This is a genomic window from Streptomyces sp. NPDC040589 (assembly GCF_055594445.1).
The window spans coordinates 77,263-97,100 of record NZ_JBVIWP010000012.1 but is presented as its reverse complement, the minus strand read 5'-3'; the positions used below and the strand labels follow the sequence as shown (position 1 = coordinate 97,100).

Annotated in this window: 5 protein-coding genes; all 5 read right to left on the bottom strand. The window is 73.6% G+C overall.

Translation table 11 applies throughout. The features are described 5' to 3' along the window. Positions 1 to 351 precede the first annotated feature (351 nt). Genes ACZ58V_RS36625 through ACZ58V_RS36605 form a run of 5 tightly spaced genes read right to left on the bottom strand, consistent with a single transcriptional unit; the run spans position 352 to position 19,790 of the window. Positions 352 to 1,293, bottom strand: a complete 942-nt coding sequence (locus ACZ58V_RS36625) for a TauD/TfdA family dioxygenase (RefSeq protein ID WP_468192638.1) — start codon at positions 1,291 to 1,293, stop codon at positions 352 to 354. After that, positions 1,290 to 2,618 carry an MFS transporter gene (locus ACZ58V_RS36620; RefSeq protein ID WP_468192640.1) on the bottom strand — a complete coding sequence of 443 codons (1,329 nt, stop codon included), beginning with the start codon at positions 2,616 to 2,618 and terminating at the stop codon, positions 1,290 to 1,292. Before ACZ58V_RS36620 ends, ACZ58V_RS36625 begins: the two co-directional genes overlap by 4 nt. Continuing rightward, the gene (locus ACZ58V_RS36615; RefSeq protein WP_471295502.1) at positions 2,615 to 3,670 is read right to left on the bottom strand and encodes an ornithine carbamoyltransferase; all 1,056 of its coding nucleotides are present in this window, start codon (positions 3,668 to 3,670) and stop codon (positions 2,615 to 2,617) included. The genes ACZ58V_RS36620 and ACZ58V_RS36615 overlap by 4 nt, the downstream gene beginning before the upstream one ends. Beyond that, positions 3,667 to 14,595, bottom strand: coding sequence for a non-ribosomal peptide synthetase (locus ACZ58V_RS36610; RefSeq protein WP_471295500.1), 10,929 nt, complete (start codon positions 14,593 to 14,595; stop codon positions 3,667 to 3,669). Before ACZ58V_RS36610 ends, ACZ58V_RS36615 begins: the two co-directional genes overlap by 4 nt. After that, complete coding sequence (locus ACZ58V_RS36605) at positions 14,592 to 19,790, bottom strand: amino acid adenylation domain-containing protein (RefSeq protein WP_471295498.1); 5,199 nt, start codon at positions 19,788 to 19,790, stop codon at positions 14,592 to 14,594. The genes ACZ58V_RS36610 and ACZ58V_RS36605 overlap by 4 nt, the downstream gene beginning before the upstream one ends. Between the last annotated feature and the right edge of the window lie 48 nt (positions 19,791 to 19,838).

Sequence of the window (19,838 nt, the reverse complement as noted above, 5' to 3'; positions counted from 1 at the left end):
CGCCGGACGGCGGCTTGGCGCGCCGCCGTCCGGCAGGCCGTCGGGATGGGTGAGTTCTGCCGGGGTCAGGACGGGCGACGCGGCGACGGCCTGCCCCGCGCAGGTGACCGCGAGGGCCCCGTGCGGCCACGCGTGGGACGACTCGGGCTCCGGTCCGGTGTGCGACGCCCCGGCGACGGGCCTGCCGTGCCGGGGGCCCGCGCGCCACGGGCACGGCGTCGTCCCGAACCGGACGCCCGCGGGCGCCACCGCCGGATACCGGGCGGGCACCCGGCGTACGCCCTGGAACAGATGGACGCCACCGCTGTCGCACGGAGCGCGGTCATCGCGCTCAGCGGTGCTCATCGGACCTCAGTCGGACATCGCGACGAGCACGCGGCGGGTTCCGGTGAAGGGCCGGCGGCCGTGCGAGACCAGCATGTTGTCGATGAGCATCAGGTCACCGGTGCGCCAGTCGCAGTTCACGGCGGCGTCCAGGCCCCGGTCACGGATCTGGAGGACGTACTCGTCGGGTATGGGCGTGCCGTCGGCGAATGTGACGGACTGCGGCAGTTCGTCGGCGGGCATGATCTGGGCGAGCGCGGCGGCGGTGTCGTCGCCGAGTCCCGCCGGGTGCCACTGGTCGGACTGGTTGAACCAGACCTCCGTGCCGGTCACCGGGTGCACAGCGGTCGCGGGCCGCACCTGGCGCACCCGCAGCGAGCCGTCCGGCTTCCATTCCCACTGGGCGCCGGTCTGTCCGAGAAAGGCCTCGACCTCGGCGCGGTCGGTGGTCTCGAAGGTGTCCTGCCAGCTCTTGCCGAGGCCGAGGCCGCCGTGCAGGTTCTGCTGGTAGCAGACGCCGCCCTTGAACGCCTCCCTGACCTCCGGGTCCAGGGACTCGAGCCAGAGGGCGGAGTCGGTCACCGGCGTGGCGCCGCCGGTCTCGGCGGCCTTCTGGCAGAAGAAGAGCAGACGGGCCGGCCAGGCGTGGGCGTACGACATCTCGTTGTGCATCGAGATGGTGAACTCCTGCGGGTACTCCGTGGAGGTGTAGACGTTCTTGCCGACCTTGGTGCGCGGCGAGTTGCCGTGGACGTAGGCGAGCCGGTTGGGCAGCAGCTCGTCCATGACCGGGTCGAGTTCCTCCTGCGTGACGCCGAAGCCGCGGAAGATCAGCGCCTTCTCCTTGACGAGCTGGTCGTCGATGGCGGCGGTGTCGCCGATCACCCTGAGCAGCCCGGCGGCCGAGGCCTCGACCCCGGCGCTCTGCGGGGTGATGACCAGCGGACTCCAACTGGGGGTCGTGTTCATGAGGTGCGTTCTCCTTCTTGTTCTTGTTCTCGTACGGGTTCTTGCTGCTGTTCCTGAGAGGTCTGCTGTTCCTCGGCGGCGAGGAGGCGGGTCAGGGCGGAGGCCGCGGCGACGAGCGCCAGGACGCCCATCGCCGCACCGAGCAGGGCGGCCGTGCGGGCCGCGCCGAGGGAGTCGAGGAGCACTCCGCCGGCGAGTGCGCCGAGTGCGTTGGCGCCCGAACCCGCCAGCTGCAGCGCGCTGTTGACGCGGCCCTGGAGGGCATCGGGTGTGGTGCGCACCTGGTGGACGCCGCCGGCGACGTTGACGGCGCCGCCCACCAGGCTCATTCCGGCCAGCAGCGCTCCGAGGAGCAGCGGCTGCCGGGTCAGGGCGAGGGCGGGCACGAGCAGCGCCCACACCGCGAGCGCCCCGCGGACCAGGCCGGCCATGCCGATGCGGCGCGTGGCCCAGCCGCCGCACAGGGCGCCGACGGCGCCGCCCGCCCCGCTGATCGCCGCGATCACGCCGACCGTCGCGGGCGAGAGCCCGTCCTCGTACAGGACGAAGGCGGGCAGCAGGGCCAGCGCCTGGAAGATCACGTTGCTGCCGGAGATCAGCAGTGTGATCCGGCGCAGGAAGCGGCGCCGCCACAGCCAGCGCAGCCCTTCGGCGATCTCGGGCCCGAGCCTGCGCCGGGCGGCCGCCGGTCTGCCGCCGAACGGCGCCCTGACGCACAGGACGGCGAGCAGTGACAGCAGGTGCGCGACGCTCCCGAGCAGGAACGGCGACCACCTGGCGGCGGCGAACGCGGCGCTGCCGAGCGGCTGTCCGAGCAGGCCCGCGGCCCGCCCCCGCGCCTCGTTCCCGGCGAGCGCCGCGGTGAGCTGCGACGCCGGCACGACCTGGCGGACGCAGGCCCGTTCGGCGAGGCGGTGGCAGACCATCAGCGATCCCTCGGCGAACGCGGCCACCGCCAGGTGGGCCAAGTGGACCTGGCCCACCGCGACCGCCGTGACCACGCTCGCCGTGGAGACGGCGCAGCCCGCGCTGCACACGAGCATCGTGCGGCGCCGGTTCCACCGGTCGACGAGCGCGCCGGCGGGCAACTGCACCAGCAGATGAGGGAGTTGAGCCGCGAAGGCGGCCACCGCTCCCGCCGCCGCCGATCCGGTGGACCAGATCAGCAGCAGCGGGTAGGCGACCGAGGTGGCGCGGGAGCCGAGCAGGGTGAGCCCGGCGCCGCTCCACAGCATGAGGTAGTCGCGGTTGCGTCGCAGCGGGACCGGATCCGGCCCCTTCGCCTGCGGGTGCGCGGGAGACGTCCGGCCGTCGGTGACGCTCACTCTCCCGGTGCGGCCGGGCCGCCCGCCCGGCACCACTTCAGGACGGCCATCGCGCTGTGCATCTTGTTCTCGGCCTGCTCGAAGGCGATGCTGTGCGGCCCGTCGAGGACCTCGGCCGTCACCTCGTCGCCGCGGTGCGCGGGCAGGTCGTGCAGGAACACCGCCTTGGGGCTGGTCTCCCACAGCCGCGCGCCCACCTGGAACGGGGCGAAGACGTCCCGCCAGTCCGGGTCGGGTTTGGTGGTGCCCGTGGTCTGCCAGCGCGTGGTGTAGACGGCGTCGACGTCGGCGGGCAGGTCGTCCATGTCGTGGCGTTCGCGCACGCTCGCGCCGGTGCGGGCGGCGTGCGCCTCGGCCCGGGCGAGATAGGACGGGTCGAGGCCGTAGCCGGGCGGGGTGCGCATTTCCAGCTCGGTGCCCGGGAAGCGGCTCAGGGCGAGGGCGAGCGCGGAGGCCGAGTTGTTGCCCTCCCCCACGTACAGGACGCGCAGCCCGTCCAGCCGGCCGAAGTGCGCGCACAGCGTGGTGAGGTCGGTGAGGGCCTGGGTGGGGTGCTCCCCGGCGCTCATCGCGTTGACGACGGACATCCGCCGCTGGCTCGCCCAGGCCCGCATCTCCGCCTCGTCACCCGCGGTGCGGGCCACCAGGACGTCGAGCATGCGGGAGAGCACGGCCCCGGTGTCCTCGCTGGTCTCGCCGGTGTTGAGCTGGAGGTCGCCGGGCCCGTAGGTGATCACGGAGGCGCCCAGGCGCAGGGCGCCGCTGGAGAAGGCGGTACGGGTGCGGGTGGACGTCTTGCTGAAGTAGATCCCCACGACCTCGTCCCGCAGCGGCTTCGGGCCGCCCTTGCGGTCGGCGGCGCGGAAGGCGACACCGTCCGCCACCAGGGTGCGCAGGTCGTCGTCGGTGAGGTCGTCGACGGAGATGAGGTGGCGTGTGCGGGGGTGGTGCACAGGGTCCTCCTGGGTGGTGGTGGCCGTTCGCGGGCCGGGGGTGGTGGCGGCCGTTCGCGGGCCGGGGGTGGTGGCCATACGCGGGCCGTGGGTGGTCATGCCCGCTCCTCGTCGGTGACGACGGGGCTGAGCAGCGGATGATCGGCGGGGGCGGCGGAGCCGGTGCCGGCGGCCGCCCACTCGGCCATCAACTCGCCCTTGCCGAAGGACTCTTCGTCCTTGCCGAGCCGGGCGGTCAGGTGCTTGACGACGCCCTTGCCGCTGTCGGAGTTGGTGAGGGCGACCAGGCCGACGCCGCTGCCGAGGTGGGAGAGCGAGAGGTTCCAGTAGCCGGCGGGTTCGCCGCCGTGCCCGAACTCGGCGTCGCCGCCGGTGTCGTCGACGATGGTGCCGAGGCCGTAGAAGCTGCCCGGGTGGGTGGCGAGCAGTTCCTGGGCGACGGCGCGGGGCAGCAGCGCCCCCTCGTGGCCCAGGAGTGAGGCCCGCACCTGCCGGGCGAGCCGGGCGATGTCCTCGGCCGTCGTCCACAGTCCAGCGGCGGCGAGGTGGGCGCGTTCGCGCCAGCCCCCTTCCATGGCCACGCCCTTGACGTGGTGGCCGAGTGCCACCGGCCGCCCCGACGTGCGCGGGAAGTCCTGGTCGAAGCTGCTGCCCGTCATGCCGAGCGGCGCGAGGACCAGGCGGTGCGCGAGGTCCTGGAACGCCTCACCGGTGACGTCCTCCAGGAGCTGCTGGAGGACCCAGTAGTGGGTGCTGGACTTGCGGAACGTGGAGCCGGGCACCAGCTGGCGGCGCACGCGCGGGGTCGAGACCGCGCCCGTGCCCTCCAGGAGGTCCAGCAGGGTGGGGACCTCGCCGCCCGGCGGGAATCCGACGCTGCGGTGCCGGGCGAGCCCGGCGGTGTGCCCGAGCAGGTGCCGGACGGTCACCGCGCCGGGTGCCGAGTCCAAATCGTCGAGGCGCCAGGACGTCAGGTGCGTGTCGATGGAGTCGTCGAGGCCGATGCGCCCCTCGGCGACGAGCCGCAGGGTCGCGAACGCCGCCACGTGCTTGCTGATCGAACCGACCTGGAACAGCGTGTCCGGGGTCACCGGACGGTCGCCGTCCACCGCGAGGACGCCGGCCGCGTGGGTGCGCACCGAGCCGTCCGCGCCGAGCAGGGCCAGGCTCACGCCGGGCACCCGGTGCTCGGCCATGAGGGCGTCCAGGTCGTCGAGAGCGACCGTCTCCTGGGCTTCGGCGGTGGCCGGCGCTCCGCCGAGCAGGGCCGCGACCTGGGCGAGCGGCCCCTCGGTGAGGCGCGTGGCGTCGCCGCCGGCGGCCTGCCGCAGGAGTGAGGCGAGCAGCTCGGCCGGGACCTCGACCGGTGCGGGCTCCGCCTCGGCGGCCTGGGCGGCCTCCTCCGCGGCGGCGGCCGCCCTGTCCTCGTCGATGGCCGCGGCCAGGTCGACGAGCGTGCCGTGCTGGTACATGCGCCAGACCGAGACCGCGAGACCCTCGCGGCGGGCCGCCGCGAGCACCTGGATCATCAGGATCGAGTGTCCGCCGAGCTCGAAGAACTCGTCGTGCACACCGATCTCGTCGACACCGAGCACCTCGGACCAGATCTTGGCGAGCGTGCGTTCCGTGTCGGTGCGCGGCGCCACGAACTCGCGGCCCGAGCGCATCGCCGAACGGTCGGGCGCGGCCAGCGCCTTGCGGTCGACCTTGCCGTTGGCGTTGAGCGGGATCGCGTCCAGGGCGACGAACGCGGAGGGCACCATGTACTCCGGCAGCAGCGCCCCGCAGTCCTCGGCGAGAGCCGCGGCGTCCGGCAGCGGCCGTCCTTCCGCGGGCACGCAGTAGGCGACGAGTCGCCTGTCGCCGGGCGTCGGTTCGTGCACGGCGACCACGGCGTCCCGGACGGCCGGGTGGGCCGCCAGCACGGCCTGGACCTCGCCGAGTTCGACGCGGTAGCCGCGGATCTTGACCTGGTCGTCGAGGCGGCCGAGGAACTCGATGTTCCCGTCGGCCCGCATCCGGACCCGGTCGCCCGTGCGGTACAGGCGGCTGCCCGCCGGCCCGTACGGGTCGGGCACGAACCGCTCGGCCGTCAGGTCGGGCCGGCCCGCGTACCCGCGCGCCACGCCCGTGCCGCCGACGTACAGCTCGCCGACCACACCGGCCGGCACCTCGCGCATCGCCGCGTCCAGGACGTACGCCGTCATGTTCGGCAGCGGGCGGCCGATCGGGACGACGTCGAGCGCGACGTGGTCGGTGACGGGGTGGATGGTGGAGCCCACGGACGCCTCGGTCGGCCCGTACTCGTTGATCATGCGGCCGGAGCCGAGGACTTCGAGGGACCGGTTGGCGGTGGAGCCCGGCAGGGCCTCGCCCGCGACGACGTAGACCCGGCTGAGCCGGTCGACCTGCTCGGTGGTGAGCTGCTCGGTGAGGATGTCCAGGTGGCCCGGGGTCAGCTTGACGAAGCTGTACGGGCCGCCGTCGAGCAGCGCGGCCGCCAGGTCGGCGGGCTGCGTGTCCTGCGGGACGACGTGCACCGCCTGGCCGGTGACCAGCGGCCCCCACAGGTTGGGGACGACCAGGTCGAAGGCGACCGAGGAGAACAGCGGGGCACCGCCCGTGCCCCGCGCGGCGAGCTCGTCCGCCGCCCAGGCGACGTGGTTGGCCAGGCCCCGGTGCGGGACCTGGACGCCCTTGGGGCGCCCGGTGGAACCGGAGGTGAAGATGACGTAGGCGAGCCGCTCGGGATCGTCGGCCCGGGCCACCGCACCGAACTCGCCCGTGCCGTCGGCCAGCCGGGCGATGTCCAGCACCGGCACCCCACCGGGGAAGCGGTCCGCGTAGCCCTCCTGCGTCACGGCGAGCCGCGCGGCCGCGCTCTCGCACATGGAGGCGATGCGCTCGGCCGGGTAGGACGGGTCGATCGGCACGTAGGCGCCGCCCGCCTTCCACACCGCGAGCAGCGTCGCGAGCAGGTCCGGTCCGCGGTCGAGCAGCACGCCCACCGTGGACTCGGCGCCGACGCCCGCCGCGCGCAGCCGGTAGGCGAACCGGGTCGCCCGGGCGTCGAGTTCGGCGTACGACAGCTCGCCGCCCGCGTGCCGTAGGGCGACGGCGTCGGGGGTGCGGGCCACCTGTTCCTCGAAGCGCTGCAGGACGGTCGCTTCCGGGAAGTCGCGGGCCGTGTCGTTCTGCGCGAGCAGCCACTCCCGCTCCTGTGCGGGCAGGCAGGTGTCCTGGGCGCTGCCCTGCGGGTCGTCGGCCATGGCCTCCAGGACCTGCCGGTACAGGGTGGTCAGACGCTCGCCCCGCGCGCGGGCCAGGGCGTGGGTGTGCGTGGTGAGCAGCAGGTGCCCGGAGACCGCCGAGACCGCGAGCGCGAACTCGGTGCCGCCCTCGCCGCCACTGGCCCCGGCGTCGACGAGCTTGTCGTCGACGTGGTCGAAGTCCTGGTAGCTGAACCGGACGTGGAGCAGACGGCCGGCGCCCGCGTCCCGCTGGATGACCGGCATCGGGAACCGCCGGCGGTCCCAGACCTCGGCCTCGCGGGCGAAGACCTGGCGGACCAGGTCGGTCCAGCTGCCCGCGGTGCGGTCGAAGGCGAACGGCAGGGTGTTGAGGTACATGCCGTAGACGCGTTCCGCGCCGGGCATCTCGGGGCGGGCACTGCACACCAGGCCGCTGAAGAAGCCGTCCTCCTCGGTGAGGGTGCTCATGACCTTCAGGTGGGCGGCGAGCAGCACGCTCTTGAACGACGCCCGTGCCTGGGTGGCGAGGGTGCGCAGGCGCGGTTCCAGGTCGTGCACGGGCACGGCGAGCCGGTACTTCTCGCTCGGCTCGGCGGGGTCCCCCGCCCAGTCGGCGGGCAGCGCGAACGGTGCGTACCGGCCGATGAGGTCCTGCCAGTACGTCCGGTCCTCCGCCGAGTCCAGGGAGGCCAGTTCGGCCGCGATGAAGTCGGCGTAACGCACCGGCGGGGCCTCGACGGGAGCGGGGGCGCCGCCCTCGCGCAGGGCGCGGTAGACGTCGAGGAGCTCCATCAGGAGGGCGCGGTGGCTCCAGCCCTCGGTGATGGCGTGCGAGACGGTGACGACGAGTCGCCAGGAGTCGTCGGCCTCGACCTGGGCGGTCATGCGCAGCAGCGGTGCCGCCGCGAGATCGAGCCCGCGGGCCCGCTCCTCGCTCATGATGTTCCGTATGCGCAGCTCGCGAGCGCCCTCCGACAGCTGCCGCAGGTCCTCGACGGTCAGCGGGATCCGGGCCTTCGGGTGCACGATCTGCAGCGGCTGGGTGAAGGCGTCCAGGTCGAAGGAGGTCCGCAGCATCTCGTGCCGTCCGGTGACCACGTCGAGGGCGGCGCGCAGGGCGTCCGCGTCGAACGGGGTGCCGTCGGTGATGCGGAACGACGCGACGTTCAGATAGACCCGCCGTTCGTCGTCGGCGAGCATCTCGACGAGCATGCCGAGCTGGACCTGCGACATCGGGTACGCGTCCACGACACCCTCGGGCAGCCCGGCCCGGTCCTCGTCGGCGAGCAGTGCGAACGGCTCGACGGGCGCGGCGCTCTCCTGCGGCGCCGGGCGCCCGGTGAGGAACTCGCTCAGCTCGGCGACCGTGCGGTACTCGAAGACCTCCCGCACGCCGACGTCGAAGCCGGCCGTACGCAGGGCACCGACCAGGGCGACCGCGCGGATGGAGTGGCCCCCCAGCTCGAAGAAGCCGTCCAGGACGCCGACCCGCTCCAGGCCGAGGACCTGCGACCAGATGGCCGCCACCCGTGCCTCGGTGATGGTGCGCGGCGCGACATAGGACGTGCCGCCGTCCGGGCCGGTGTCGTCCGGCGCGGGCAGGGCCCGCCTGTCGGTCTTGCCGTTGGCGTTGAGAGGGATCTCGTCGAGGGCGACGTAGGCCGCCGGGAGCATGTAGTCGGGCAGCCGGGCACCGCTGTGCTCGGCGAGTTCGGCGGCACTCGTGCCGGAGCCGGACGGGACGTAGTACGCGACGAGCTGGATGTCTCCCGTCGCCGTCTCGTGCGGGACGACGACCACCTCGCGGACCGCCGGGTGCTCGGCGACGACGGTCTGGATCTCGCCGGGTTCGATGCGATAGCCGCGGATCTTCACCTGGTCGTCGAGGCGGCCGAGGAACTCCACGGCGCCGTCCGGGCGGGTCCTGGCGAGGTCACCGGTGCGGTACAGGCGAGCGCCCGCCGGCCCGTACGGGTCCGGCACGAAACGCTCCGCCGTCAGACCGGGCCGGCCCGCATAGCCGCGCGCCACGCCGGTACCGCCGACATACAGCTCGCCCGCGACACCGACCGCGACCTGGTCGAGCTGCGCGTCCAGGACGTACATCGTCATGTTCGGCAGCGGGCGGCCGATCGGCATGACCTCGCCGTTCTCGGCTTCGGTGACGGGGAAGACGCAGGTGCCGACGGAGGCCTCGGTCGGCCCGTACTCGTTGACGAGCTCGGTCCCGGGCGCCAGCGCCCGCCACCGCTCCACCGTCGCCCGCGTCAACGCCTCACCGGCGACCACCAGCACCGGCGCCAGAGCAGAGGCCTCCTGAGCGGTCAGCTGGGAGGCCAGGACGTCGACGTGCCCGGGGGTCAGCTTGATGAAGCTGAACGGGCCCGCCGCCACCAACTCCCGTGCCAGGTCGGCCGTGTCGGTGTCCTGCGCGATGGTGTGCACCCGCTGGCCCGTGACCAGCGGCGCCCACAGGTTGGGGACGACCAGGTCGAAGGCCACCGAGGAGAACAGCGGCGCACCCGTCGTCCCCCGCGAGGCCAGGTCCCGGGCCGCCCAGGCGACATGGTTGGCCAGACCCCGGTGCGTGACCGCCACACCCTTGGGCCGGCCCGTCGAACCCGACGTGAAGATGACGTACGCCAGCGCCTCGGCATCCTCCGCACGCTCCGGCGCGGACCGCGGCCGCCCATCGATCACGGACGCATGCCGGTCCACGAGAACCAGACCCAGGTCACCGCCGAAGCGGTCGGCGTACGCGGAGTGCGTCAGGACGGTGACCGCGCCCGCGCTCTCCAGCATCGAGGCGATCCGCTCCGCCGGGTAGGACGGATCGATCGGCACATACGCCGCGCCCGCCTTCCACACCCCCAGCAGACTCGCCAGGAGATCCGGGCCGCGGTCGAGCAGCACACCCACGACGGCACCCGGACCGCTCACGCCCGACGCACGCAGATGGTGCGCGATCTGATTGGCCCGCACATCGAGCTGCGCGTACGTCACCACCTCACCGGCGAAACCGACCGCGGGCGCCCCGGGAGTGCGGGCGGCCTGCTCCTCGAAGCGGGCGCACACGCTCGCGTCACCGAAGTCGGCACGCTCGCCCGTGCCCTGTTCCAGGAGCGTCTTCCTGGTGGCGGAGGGGAGGTACGAGGCAGCCGCATCGCCCTCCGGGTCCGCGGCCATCGCCACGAGGACCTCGCGCAGGGTGCCCGCGAGGCGGTCCAGGGCCTCGGCGGACACGTGCTTGCGGCCGCCGGTCAGGAACAGGTGGCCGAGGCGGGCCGAGACACCGAGCGGGAACTCGGTGGGGCTGTCGTCGATGCTCGCCAGGTAGTCGACCCGGTCGCGGTCGACCTGGTCGAAGTCGTGGTAGCTGAAGCGGACCGAGACGAGCCGCTGCCCCTCCTCGGCCTGCCGCTGGATGTCGGGCATCGGGTAGCCGCGGTGCGGCCACAGTTCGACCTCGCGCTCGAAGACCCGGCGCACCAGGTCGCGCCAGGTGCCGGAGGCGCCGTCGAAGGCGAACGGCAGCGTGTTGAGGTGCATGCCGTACAGGCCGTCGGCGCCGAGGGCCTCGGGGCGGGCGTTGCACACCAGGCCGGTGAAGAAGCGTTCGTCACCGGTGACCGTGCTGAGGACCTTCAGATGGGCGGCGTGCAGCACGCTCTTGAGCGAGGCGCCGGCGGTGGACGCCAGGGCACGCAGCCGCGGCTCCAGATCGTGGAAGGGGACCTTGACCCGGTGCGGGGCGCCCGCGACCCCGTCGCCCGCCCAGGCCTCGGGGAGCGTGAAGGGCGTGTGGCCCTCGATGATGCCGGTCCAGTACGCGCGGTCGTCGCCGGCCTCCCGGGAGGCGACCTCGGCGGCGATGAAGTCGGCGAACCGCACGGCGGGGGCGTCCGGCGCGTCCACGGGCTGCCCGTCGCGGGCCCGGTGGTAGCCCTCGACGATCTCCATCAGGAGGGAGTGGTGGCTCCAGCCGTCGAGGATCGCGTGGCACTCGGTGATCGTCAGCCACCAGCTGCCGTCGTCGCAGGCCGTGCCGTACAGGCGCAGCTGCGGCGCGCTGTCCAGCGGGATCAGCCGGGAGCGCTCCTCCTCGGTGAAGGCGCGCAGCGCGTCCCGCACCGCCTCGTCGCCGAGGCCCCGCAGATCGCGTCCCTCCACCGGCAGTTCGACCTGCTCGTGCACCAACTGCATCGGCACGACGTAGGAGTTGAGGTCGAAGGACGTGCGCAGCACATCGTGCCGGGCGACGGCCGAGGCGACCGACGCGCGCAGCGCCTCGAGGTCGAAGGAGCGGTCGTCGGGGACCCGGAAGGACGTGACGTTGTGGTACGGGTGCCGGCCGCTGTCGCTGAGCATCTCGACGACCATGCCGATCTGCACCTGCGACATCGGGTAGGCGTCCACGACGCCTTCGGGCAGCCCGGCCCGGTCCTCGTCGCCGATGAGGGCGAACGGGCGTACGCCGTGGGTGGTGGTGACCGGCGCCCGGTCGGCGAGCTGCTCGCACAGCAGGGCCACGGTGCGGTACTCGAACAGGTCGCGGACGCCGACGTCGAGTCCCGCCTCGCGCAGCCGGCCCGCGAGGGTGATGGCGCGCAGCGAGTGTCCGCCCAGGTCGAAGAAGCTGTCGTGGACGCCGACCCGGTCGACACCGAGGACCTCGCCCCAGACGGCGGCGGTGCGCTCCTCCAGGCCGGAGCGCGGCGCGACGTACTCGGATGCGGCCACGTGCGCGGCGGGCGCGGGAAGCGCCTTGGTGTCGAGCTTGCCGTTGTCGGTCAGTGGCAGCGCGTCGAGGGTGACGAACGTCGCCGGGACCATGTACTCGGGCAGTTCGCGGGCGAGCAGGGCGCGCAGCCCGGCGGGGTCGGGGGCGGCGCCGCCGGCGGGGACGACGTAGGCGACGAGCTGCTTGTCGCCCGGGGTGTCCTCCCGGACCACGACGACGGCGTCACGCACACCGTCCAGCGCCGTGAGCGCGGCGTTGATCTCACCGAGCTCGATGCGGAAGCCGCGGATCTTCACCTGGGCGTCGTTGCGGCCCAGGAACTCCAGGCTGCCGTCGGCCAGGCGGCGCGCGATGTCGCCGCTGCGGTACAGACGGTCGCCCGGCGCCCCGTACGGGTCGGGCACGAACCGCTCGGCGGTCAGGGCGGGGCGGCCGCGATAGCCGCGGGCGACGCCGCGGCCCGCGACGTGGATCTCTCCGGGCACCCCGATCGGTGCCAGGTTGCCGTGCGCGTCGAGGATGCGGACGGCGAGGTCGTCGAGGGGGACGCCGACCGGGCTGACGGAGCCCCGGGCGAGGTCGTCCTCGTCGAGGAGGTGGTGCGTGACATGCACGGTGGTCTCCGTGATGCCGTACATGTTGACGAGCGTGGGGGTGTTCAGGCCGAGTCGGTCCGCCCACGGCCGCAGGTCGGCGACTTCGAGCTTCTCGCCACCGAAGACCACGGTGCGCAGGGCCAGTTCGCCGACCCTCGGATCGCCCTCGCGGGCGGCGGCGACCAGGGCGCGGAACGCGGACGGCGTCTGGTTGAGCACCGTCACGCGCTGCTCGACGAGCAGGTCGAGGAACGCGGACGGGTCGCGCGAGACGTCCTTCGGCACGACGACGAGCCGGCCGCCGTGCAGCAGCGCGCCCCACATCTCCCACACGGAGAAGTCGAAGGCGTAGGAGTGGAACAGCGTCCACACGTCGTCGGTGCGGAACCCGGTCTGGTCCGCGCAGACCGTGAACAGGCGCTCCACGTTGGCGTGGGTGAGGCCGACGCCCTTGGGGCGGCCGGTGGAGCCCGAGGTGTAGATGACATAGACCAGGCTGTCGGCGTCGGTCCGCGGGGCCGGGTCCGTGACCGGCCGGGCGGCCAGCGCGGCGCGGCCCTCCTCCCCGTCGAGGACGAGGACGGGCCCGTCGTGCAGACCGTTCAGGAGCTCCGCGTGGGCGCGTTCGGTCACCACGACCGGGGCCGCGGCGTCCTGGAGCATGTAACCGATGCGGTCGGCGGGCTGCGAGGGGTCGAGCGGCAGATAGGCGCCGCCCGCCTTGAGGACGCCGAGCAGGGCGGGCATCAGGTCGGCGCCGCGCTCCAGGCAGACACCGACCAGGGTCTCCTGGCCGACGCCCAGGCCGACGAGGTGGTGGGCGATGCGGTTGGCGCGCTCGTTGAGCTCGGCGTACGTCAGCTCCTCGCCGGCGGCGTGCACGGCGACGGCGTCCGGGGTGCGGGCCGCCTGCTCCTCGAAGGCCCGGTGGACGGTGCGGGTGACCTCGCCGGTGACGGCCGCGCCCTGCGTGAGCAGGCGCACCTCGTCCGCGCCGAGGAAGGACAGGTGAGCCAGGTCGGCGTCCGGGTCCGCGGTCGCCGCGTCGAGGAGGCGGACGAGCTGCCCGGTGAGGCGCTCGGCGGTGGCCCGGTCGAACAGCTCGACGGCGTACTCCAGGTGCCCGTGCAGCGTGCCGTCGGCGTCCTGGCGCAGCTGAAGGTCGAGGTCGTACTTGGCGGCGTCGCCCTCGGCCCGGTACGGCTCTGCGGCGATGCCCGGCAGGGCGAAGGCGCCGGTGCGCTCGCCGTGCATGGTCAGGGCGACGTCGAAGAGCGGGTTGCGGGACAGGTCGCGCTCGGGCTGCACGGCGTCGATCAGCCGGGCGAACGGGACGCCCTGGTGGTCGAAGGCGCCGAGGACGGTGCCCTTGGTGGCGTCGACGAGATCGCGGAAGGAGGTTCCGTCGGCCCATCTCCCGCGCAGCGCCAGCGTGTTGATGCCGTACCCGAGCATGCCCTGCAGCTCGGGGCGCCCCCGCCCGGACACGACCGTGCCCACGGTGACGTCGGCGGAACCGGTGTGCCGGGCCAGCAGGCTCTGGAACGCGGCGAGCACGACCATGAAGGGGGTGGCCGCCCGCTCCCGGGCGAACTCCTGCACGCGGGCGGCGAGTACGGCCGGGACGGAGAAGGCGACCGTGTCACCCCTCGCGTCCCTGACGGCCTTGCGGGGCCGGTCGGTGGGCAGCTCGATCGGCGTGATGCCCGCCAGCTCACCCTTCCAGTGGTCGAGGTGCCGCTCCAGGGTGGCGCCGGACATCTCGGCGCGCTGCCAGGCGGCGAAGTCGGCGTACTGGACGGCGACGTCGGGCAGCCTCGGCTGCTCCCCCTTCACGAGGGCGGCGTACAGGGCGCTGAGTTCCTGCCCGACGATCTCGGTGGACCAGGCGTCGCAGGCGATGTGGTGGAAGACGACGGCGAGCACGTGCTCCTCGTCGCCGAGCCGGATCAGACGGGCCCGCACCGGCAGGTCGCGCTCCAGGTCGAACGGCACGAAGACCTCGCCGGTGACGACGGCCTGGACGCGTGCCTCGCGCTCGTCCCCGGGCAGGTGCGTGAGGTCTTCGAGGGGCAGCGTGACCCGCTCCCGCTCGGAGACGATCTGCACCGGCTCCTCGCCGTGCAGCCCGTAGCGGGTGCGCAGGATCTCGTGCCGGTCGGTGAGCCGCTGCCAGGCGTCGGCCAGGACGCCGGCGTCCAGGGCCCCGGTCAGCCGGACGAGCAGCGGGACGAGGTACTGGGTGCTGTCGGGGTCGAGGCGGTTGAGGAACCACATCTGCTCCTGCCCGTACGACAGGCGCAGCGGGGCGTTCCGGTCCGCCTTGGGTATCGCGCTTCTGCGCGCACGCCGCCGCCCGGCGAGCCGCTGCCGCACGATCATGTCGCGTGCCTCGTCCGTGTCGATGCCCGGGGGCGTGTCGGCACCGGTGCTCATGCTGTCTCCTTGACCGGCGCGTGGCCGTTGATCGCGGGGTCGGGGTGGTGGGTGGAGGCGCCGGCGAGACCGGACGGGTCGTCGAGGTCCGCGGGCCGGAAGAGGCCGGACGGGTCGTCGGGCTCCGAGGGGCCCTCGGGCTCCGGCGGGTCGGCGATGCCGGACGGGTCGTCGGCGTCCACCGCCTCGTCGGGATCCGACAGGCGTGGCCCGCCGGCCGCGTCCTGTCCGTCGAGGTCCGCGAAGATCTCCCGTTCCACGGCCACGGCCAGCTGAGCCACCGTCGGGCCCTCGAAGACCGCCCGGACCGTGAAGTCGATGTCGAACTCCTCCTGGATGCGGGCGATCAGGCGGATCGCCAGGATCGAGTTGCCGCCGGAGTGGAAGAAGCTGTCCGTCATGCCGGGCTCGACCGCGAGGAGCTCGGTCCAGATCTCCGCGAGGCGTTCCTCGGTGGCGGTGCGCGGAGCGATCCGGCCCTGCGGGGCGTCCGTGGCGGCGGCGTCCGGTGCGGGCAGGGCCCGCTTGTCGGTCTTGCCGTTGGCGTTGAGGGGGATCTCGGCCAGCGGGACGTAGTGGCCGGGGAGCATGTACTCCGGCAGCCGCGCGGCACAGTGCGCCGCGAGCTCGTCGGCCGTGCTCACCTCCGCGTCGTCCCACGGGACGTGGTACGCGACGAGCTGATGGTCGCCAGCCGCCGTTTGACGCGCCACCACGACCGCCTCACGAACCGCCGGGTGCTCGGCGACGACGGTCTGGATCTCGCCGGGTTCGATGCGATAGCCACGGATCTTCACCTGGTCGTCGAGGCGGCCGAGGAACTCCACGGAGCCGTCCGGGCGGGTCCTGGCGAGGTCGCCGGTGCGGTACAGGCGAGCGCCCGCCGGGCCGTACGGGTCCGGCACGAAACGCTCCGCCGTCAGACCGGGCCGGCCCGCGTAGCCGCGCGCCACGCCGGTACCGCCGACGTACAGCTCGCCGGGCACTCCGACGGGCACGAGAGCGAGCCGCTCGTCGAGGACGTACATCGTCATGTTGGGCAGCGGGCGGCCGATCGGCATGACCTCGCCGGTCTCGGCTTCGGTGACGGGGAAGACGCAGGTGCCGACGGAGGCCTCGGTCGGCCCGTACTCGTTGACGAGCTCGGTCCCGGGCGCCAGCGCCCGCCACCGCTCCACCGTCGCCCGCGTCAACGCCTCACCGGCGACCACCAGCACCGGCGCCAGAGCGGAAGCCTCCCGCGCGGTCAGCTGCGCCGCCAGCACCTCCAGATGTCCGGGCGTCAGCTTGACGAAGCTGAACGGGCCCGCCGCCACCAACTCCCGTGCCAGGTCGGCCGTGTCGGTGTCCTGCGCGATGGTGTGCACCCGCTGGCCCGTGACCAGCGGCGCCCACAGGTTGGGAACCACCAGGTCGAAGGCCACCGAGGAGAACAGCGGCGCACCCGTCGTCCCCCGCGAGGCCAGATCCCGGGCCGCCCAGGCGACGTGATTGGCCAGACCCCGGTGCGTGACCGCGACACCCTTGGGCCGGCCCGTCGAACCCGACGTGAAGATGACGTACGCCAGCGCCTCGGCATCCTCCACGCGCTCCGGCGCGGACCGCGGCCGCCCATCGATCAAGGACGCATGCCGGTCCACCAGGATCACGTCCAGGTCACCACCGAAACGATCCGCGTACGCGGAATGCGTCAGGACGGTGCCCGCCTCCGCGCTCTCCAGCATCGAGGCGATCCGCTCCGCCGGGTAGGACGGATCGATCGGCACGTACGCCGCGCCCGCCTTCCACACCCCCAGCAGACTCGCCACCAGGTTCGGGCCGCGGTCGAGCAGCACACCCACGACGGCACCCGGACCGCTCACGCCCGACGCACGCAGATGGTGCGCGATCTGATTGGCCCGCACATCGAGCTGCGCGTACGTGACCACCTCACCGGCGAAACCGACCGCGGGAGCACCAGGCGTACGGGTGGCCTGCTCCTCGAAGCGGGCGCACACGCTCGCGTCACCGAAGTCCGCGGCGGAGGCGTTCCACTCCGTGGCGATCAGGCGCCGCTGTGCGTCGGACAGCAGCGCGACCTCGGCCAGGCGCGCCGACGGGTCGGCGGTCACCTCTTCGAGGAGGCGCACGAACTGCTCCCGTACCCGCTCCACGGTCGCCGCGTCGAACAGCGAGACCGCGTACTCCAGGACGCCTTCCAGGGAGCCGTCCGCCGAGCGTCCGATGAACACCGACAGGTCCGTCTTGGCGACGGTCCACGACTCGGCGAAGGCGCGCAGGTCGGCGGCGTCGGTGGCGATGCTGGTGACGCCCTCGCTGTGCATGTCGAAGGCGACCTGGTACAGCGGCGTGCGTGACAGGTCGCGCTCCGGCTGGATCTCGTCGACCAGGCGGTCGAAGGGCAGCTCCTGGTGGGCGAAGGCGGCCGTCGCCGCGGCCCGCACCCGGCCCAGGGCCTCGTCGAACCGCAGCTCGGGACCGAGCCCGCAGCGCACCACCAGGGAGTTGAGGAAGAAGCCGACGGTGCCGGACAGCTCCGGTCGGGTGCGGCCGGCGACCGGGGTGCCGACGGGCACGTCCCACTGGCCGGTCTGCCGTGCCAGCACCGTGGCGAACGCGGTGAGCAGCGTCATGAACGGGGTCGCCGCGTTCTCACGGCTCAGCTGCTCCACGGCCGCCGCCAGCCCGGGCTCGATCCGGATCGGCACGACCGCACCGCGCGGGTCGCGCACGGCGGGCCGTGGGCGGTCGGCGGGCAGGTCGAGCGCGGCGATGCCGTCGAGCGCGGTGCGCCAGTGGGCGAGCTCGCCCGCGACGAACTCCTCCGTCTGCCGTCCGGACTGCCAGGCCGCGTAGTCCGCGTACTGCACGCCGACCGCGGGCAGGACGGGCTCGCGGCCCTCCCGGGCGGCGGCGCACAGCTCCTGAAGCTCGCGCTCCAGGACGACCGTGGACCAGCCGTCGCACGCGATGTGGTGCAGGGTGACGAGCAGCACGTGGTCCTCGCCGGGAATGCGGGCCAGCAGCGCCCGCCACAGCGGCCCGGTCGCCAGCTCGAAGCCGCGCGCGAACTGCTCCTCGAAGTGCTCGGCGAGCCGCTCGCGCCCGGTGTCGACGACCCGCAGCTCCACGGGGTGCGCGGCGCCGATCACCTGACGGGGTTCGCCGCCCTCGTCGACGTACCGCGTACGCAGCGCCTCGTGACGGCCGCCGAGCGCGGTCAGCGCCGACTGCAGCTCGTCCGGCGTGGTCGCGGCCGGCAGGCGCAGGATCAGCGGGGCGACCCACTCGCGGCTGCCCGGGGCCATCCGGTCCAGGAACCACAGCCTGCGCTGCCCGGACGAGAGCGCCAGGCGGCCCGCGCGGTCGACCGCCGGGATCGGGGCGCTGTCCGCGTCCCGCGCGCCGATCAGCCGGGCCTGGGCCTCCACCGTGGTGGCGCTGAACAGGCCGCGCATCGACAGGGTGACACCGGTGGCGCGCAGCCGGGCCGCGAGCCGGGTGAGCTGCAGCGACGTGCCGCCCAGGGCGAAGAAGTCGTCGGTGGCACCGATCTTCTCGCGGCCCAGCAGCGCCGCCCACACCTCGGCGACCTTCTCCTCGGCCGCGTTGCGCGGGGCGATGTAGGCGCCCTGCCCGGTGAGGTCGTCGCCCTGCTCCAGGGCGGCGGTCAGAGCCACGCGGTCGATCTTGCCGTTCGGCGTCAGGGGCAGCTCGTCGAACGTGCGGAACAGCGAGGGGACATGGCTGTCGGGCAGCCGGGTGCGCAGGAAGCGGCGCAGGTCGCTCCCGGTGAGCTCGCCGCGCGTGGTGACGGCGGCGCCGATGCGTACCGCGTCCTCCTGCGTGCGGAACGCGACGACGGCCGCGCCCGTGACCTCGGGGTGCGCGCCGAGCTGGGCCTCGATCTCGCCGGGCTCGATGCGTACGCCGTTGACCTTGAGCTGACCGTCGGCACGGCCCTGGTACTCCAGGAGACCGGCCGCGTTCCAGCGCACCAGGTCGCCGGTGCGGTACAGGCGGGCGCCGGGCGGACCGTAGGGGTCGGGCACGAACCGCTCCGCCGTCAGGTCGGGGCGCCCCGCGTAGCCCTGGGCGAGGCCGACGCCGCCGGCGTACAGCTCGCCGGTGACGCCCTTGGGCGCGAGGCGGCCGTCCGCCCCGAGAACGAGGACCCGCATCCCGGTGAGCGGCCGGCCGATCGGGACGGGTCCGGTCTTCTGCGCCGGGTCGGCCTTGTGGGCGGTGATGTCGATCGAGCACTCCGTGGGCCCGTAGGTGTTCCAGACCTCGATGCCGGGGCCTGCCAGCGCCCTGACCCGCTCGACCAGTTCGGCGTGCAGCGGTTCGCCCGCCGACGCGAGCAGCCGCAGCGCGCCGCAGCCCTCCCAGGACGGTTCCTCGACCAGCAGGCGCAGCACCGACGGCACCAGCTGCAGCACGGTCACGCCGCCGTCGGCGACGGCCTTCAGCAGCGCGGCGGCGTCCTTCTCGGTGCCGTCCGGCGCGACGACGACGCTCGCTCCGCAGACCAGCGGCGCGAAGATCTCCCAGCCCGCCGCGTCGAATCCGACGGACGTCTTGAACAGGATCCGGTCGCCGGCGCCGAGCCGCTGGGCGCGCACGGCCCAGGCGACCCGGTTCGCGATGCCCTCGTGGGTGATCTGTACGCCCTTGGGGGTGCCGGTGGAGCCGGACGTGAAGATCGTGTACGCGAGCGAGGCCGGGTCCGCCGAGGCGGGGACGGCCGGGCCGTCCTCGGCGGCGGTGGTCAGCTCTTCGATGCTCAGGACGCGCGGGCCGTCCTCCCCGAGCGGCCCGCGCAGTGCGGCTGTGGTGACGACGAGTTCGGCACCGGCCTGGGAGGCCAGGGATCTGAGGCGCCCGTGCGGATGACCGGCGTCGAGCGGCAGATAGGCCGCGCCCGCCTGCCACACCCCGAGGAGCGTGGCGATGAGTTCGGTGCCCCGGGGGAGGCACACCCCGACCAGGGAGCCCGGGCCCACGCCCTGCGAGCGCAGGAAACGCGCGGTGCGCCCGGCGGCGTGGGCCAGGTCCCGGTAGGTCGTCGTGCGTGGGCCGTCCAGCACGGCAGCCGCGCCGGGCGTACGGCCCGCCTGCGCGGCGAAGAGCGCGGGCAGGGTGGGCGGGACGGTTCCGCTCAGGGTGTTCCCCGGCAACTGTGCGGCGTTCAACAGGTGCTCCTTCAATGACCTGGCGTACTGGACGGTTCTCCGAAGTGA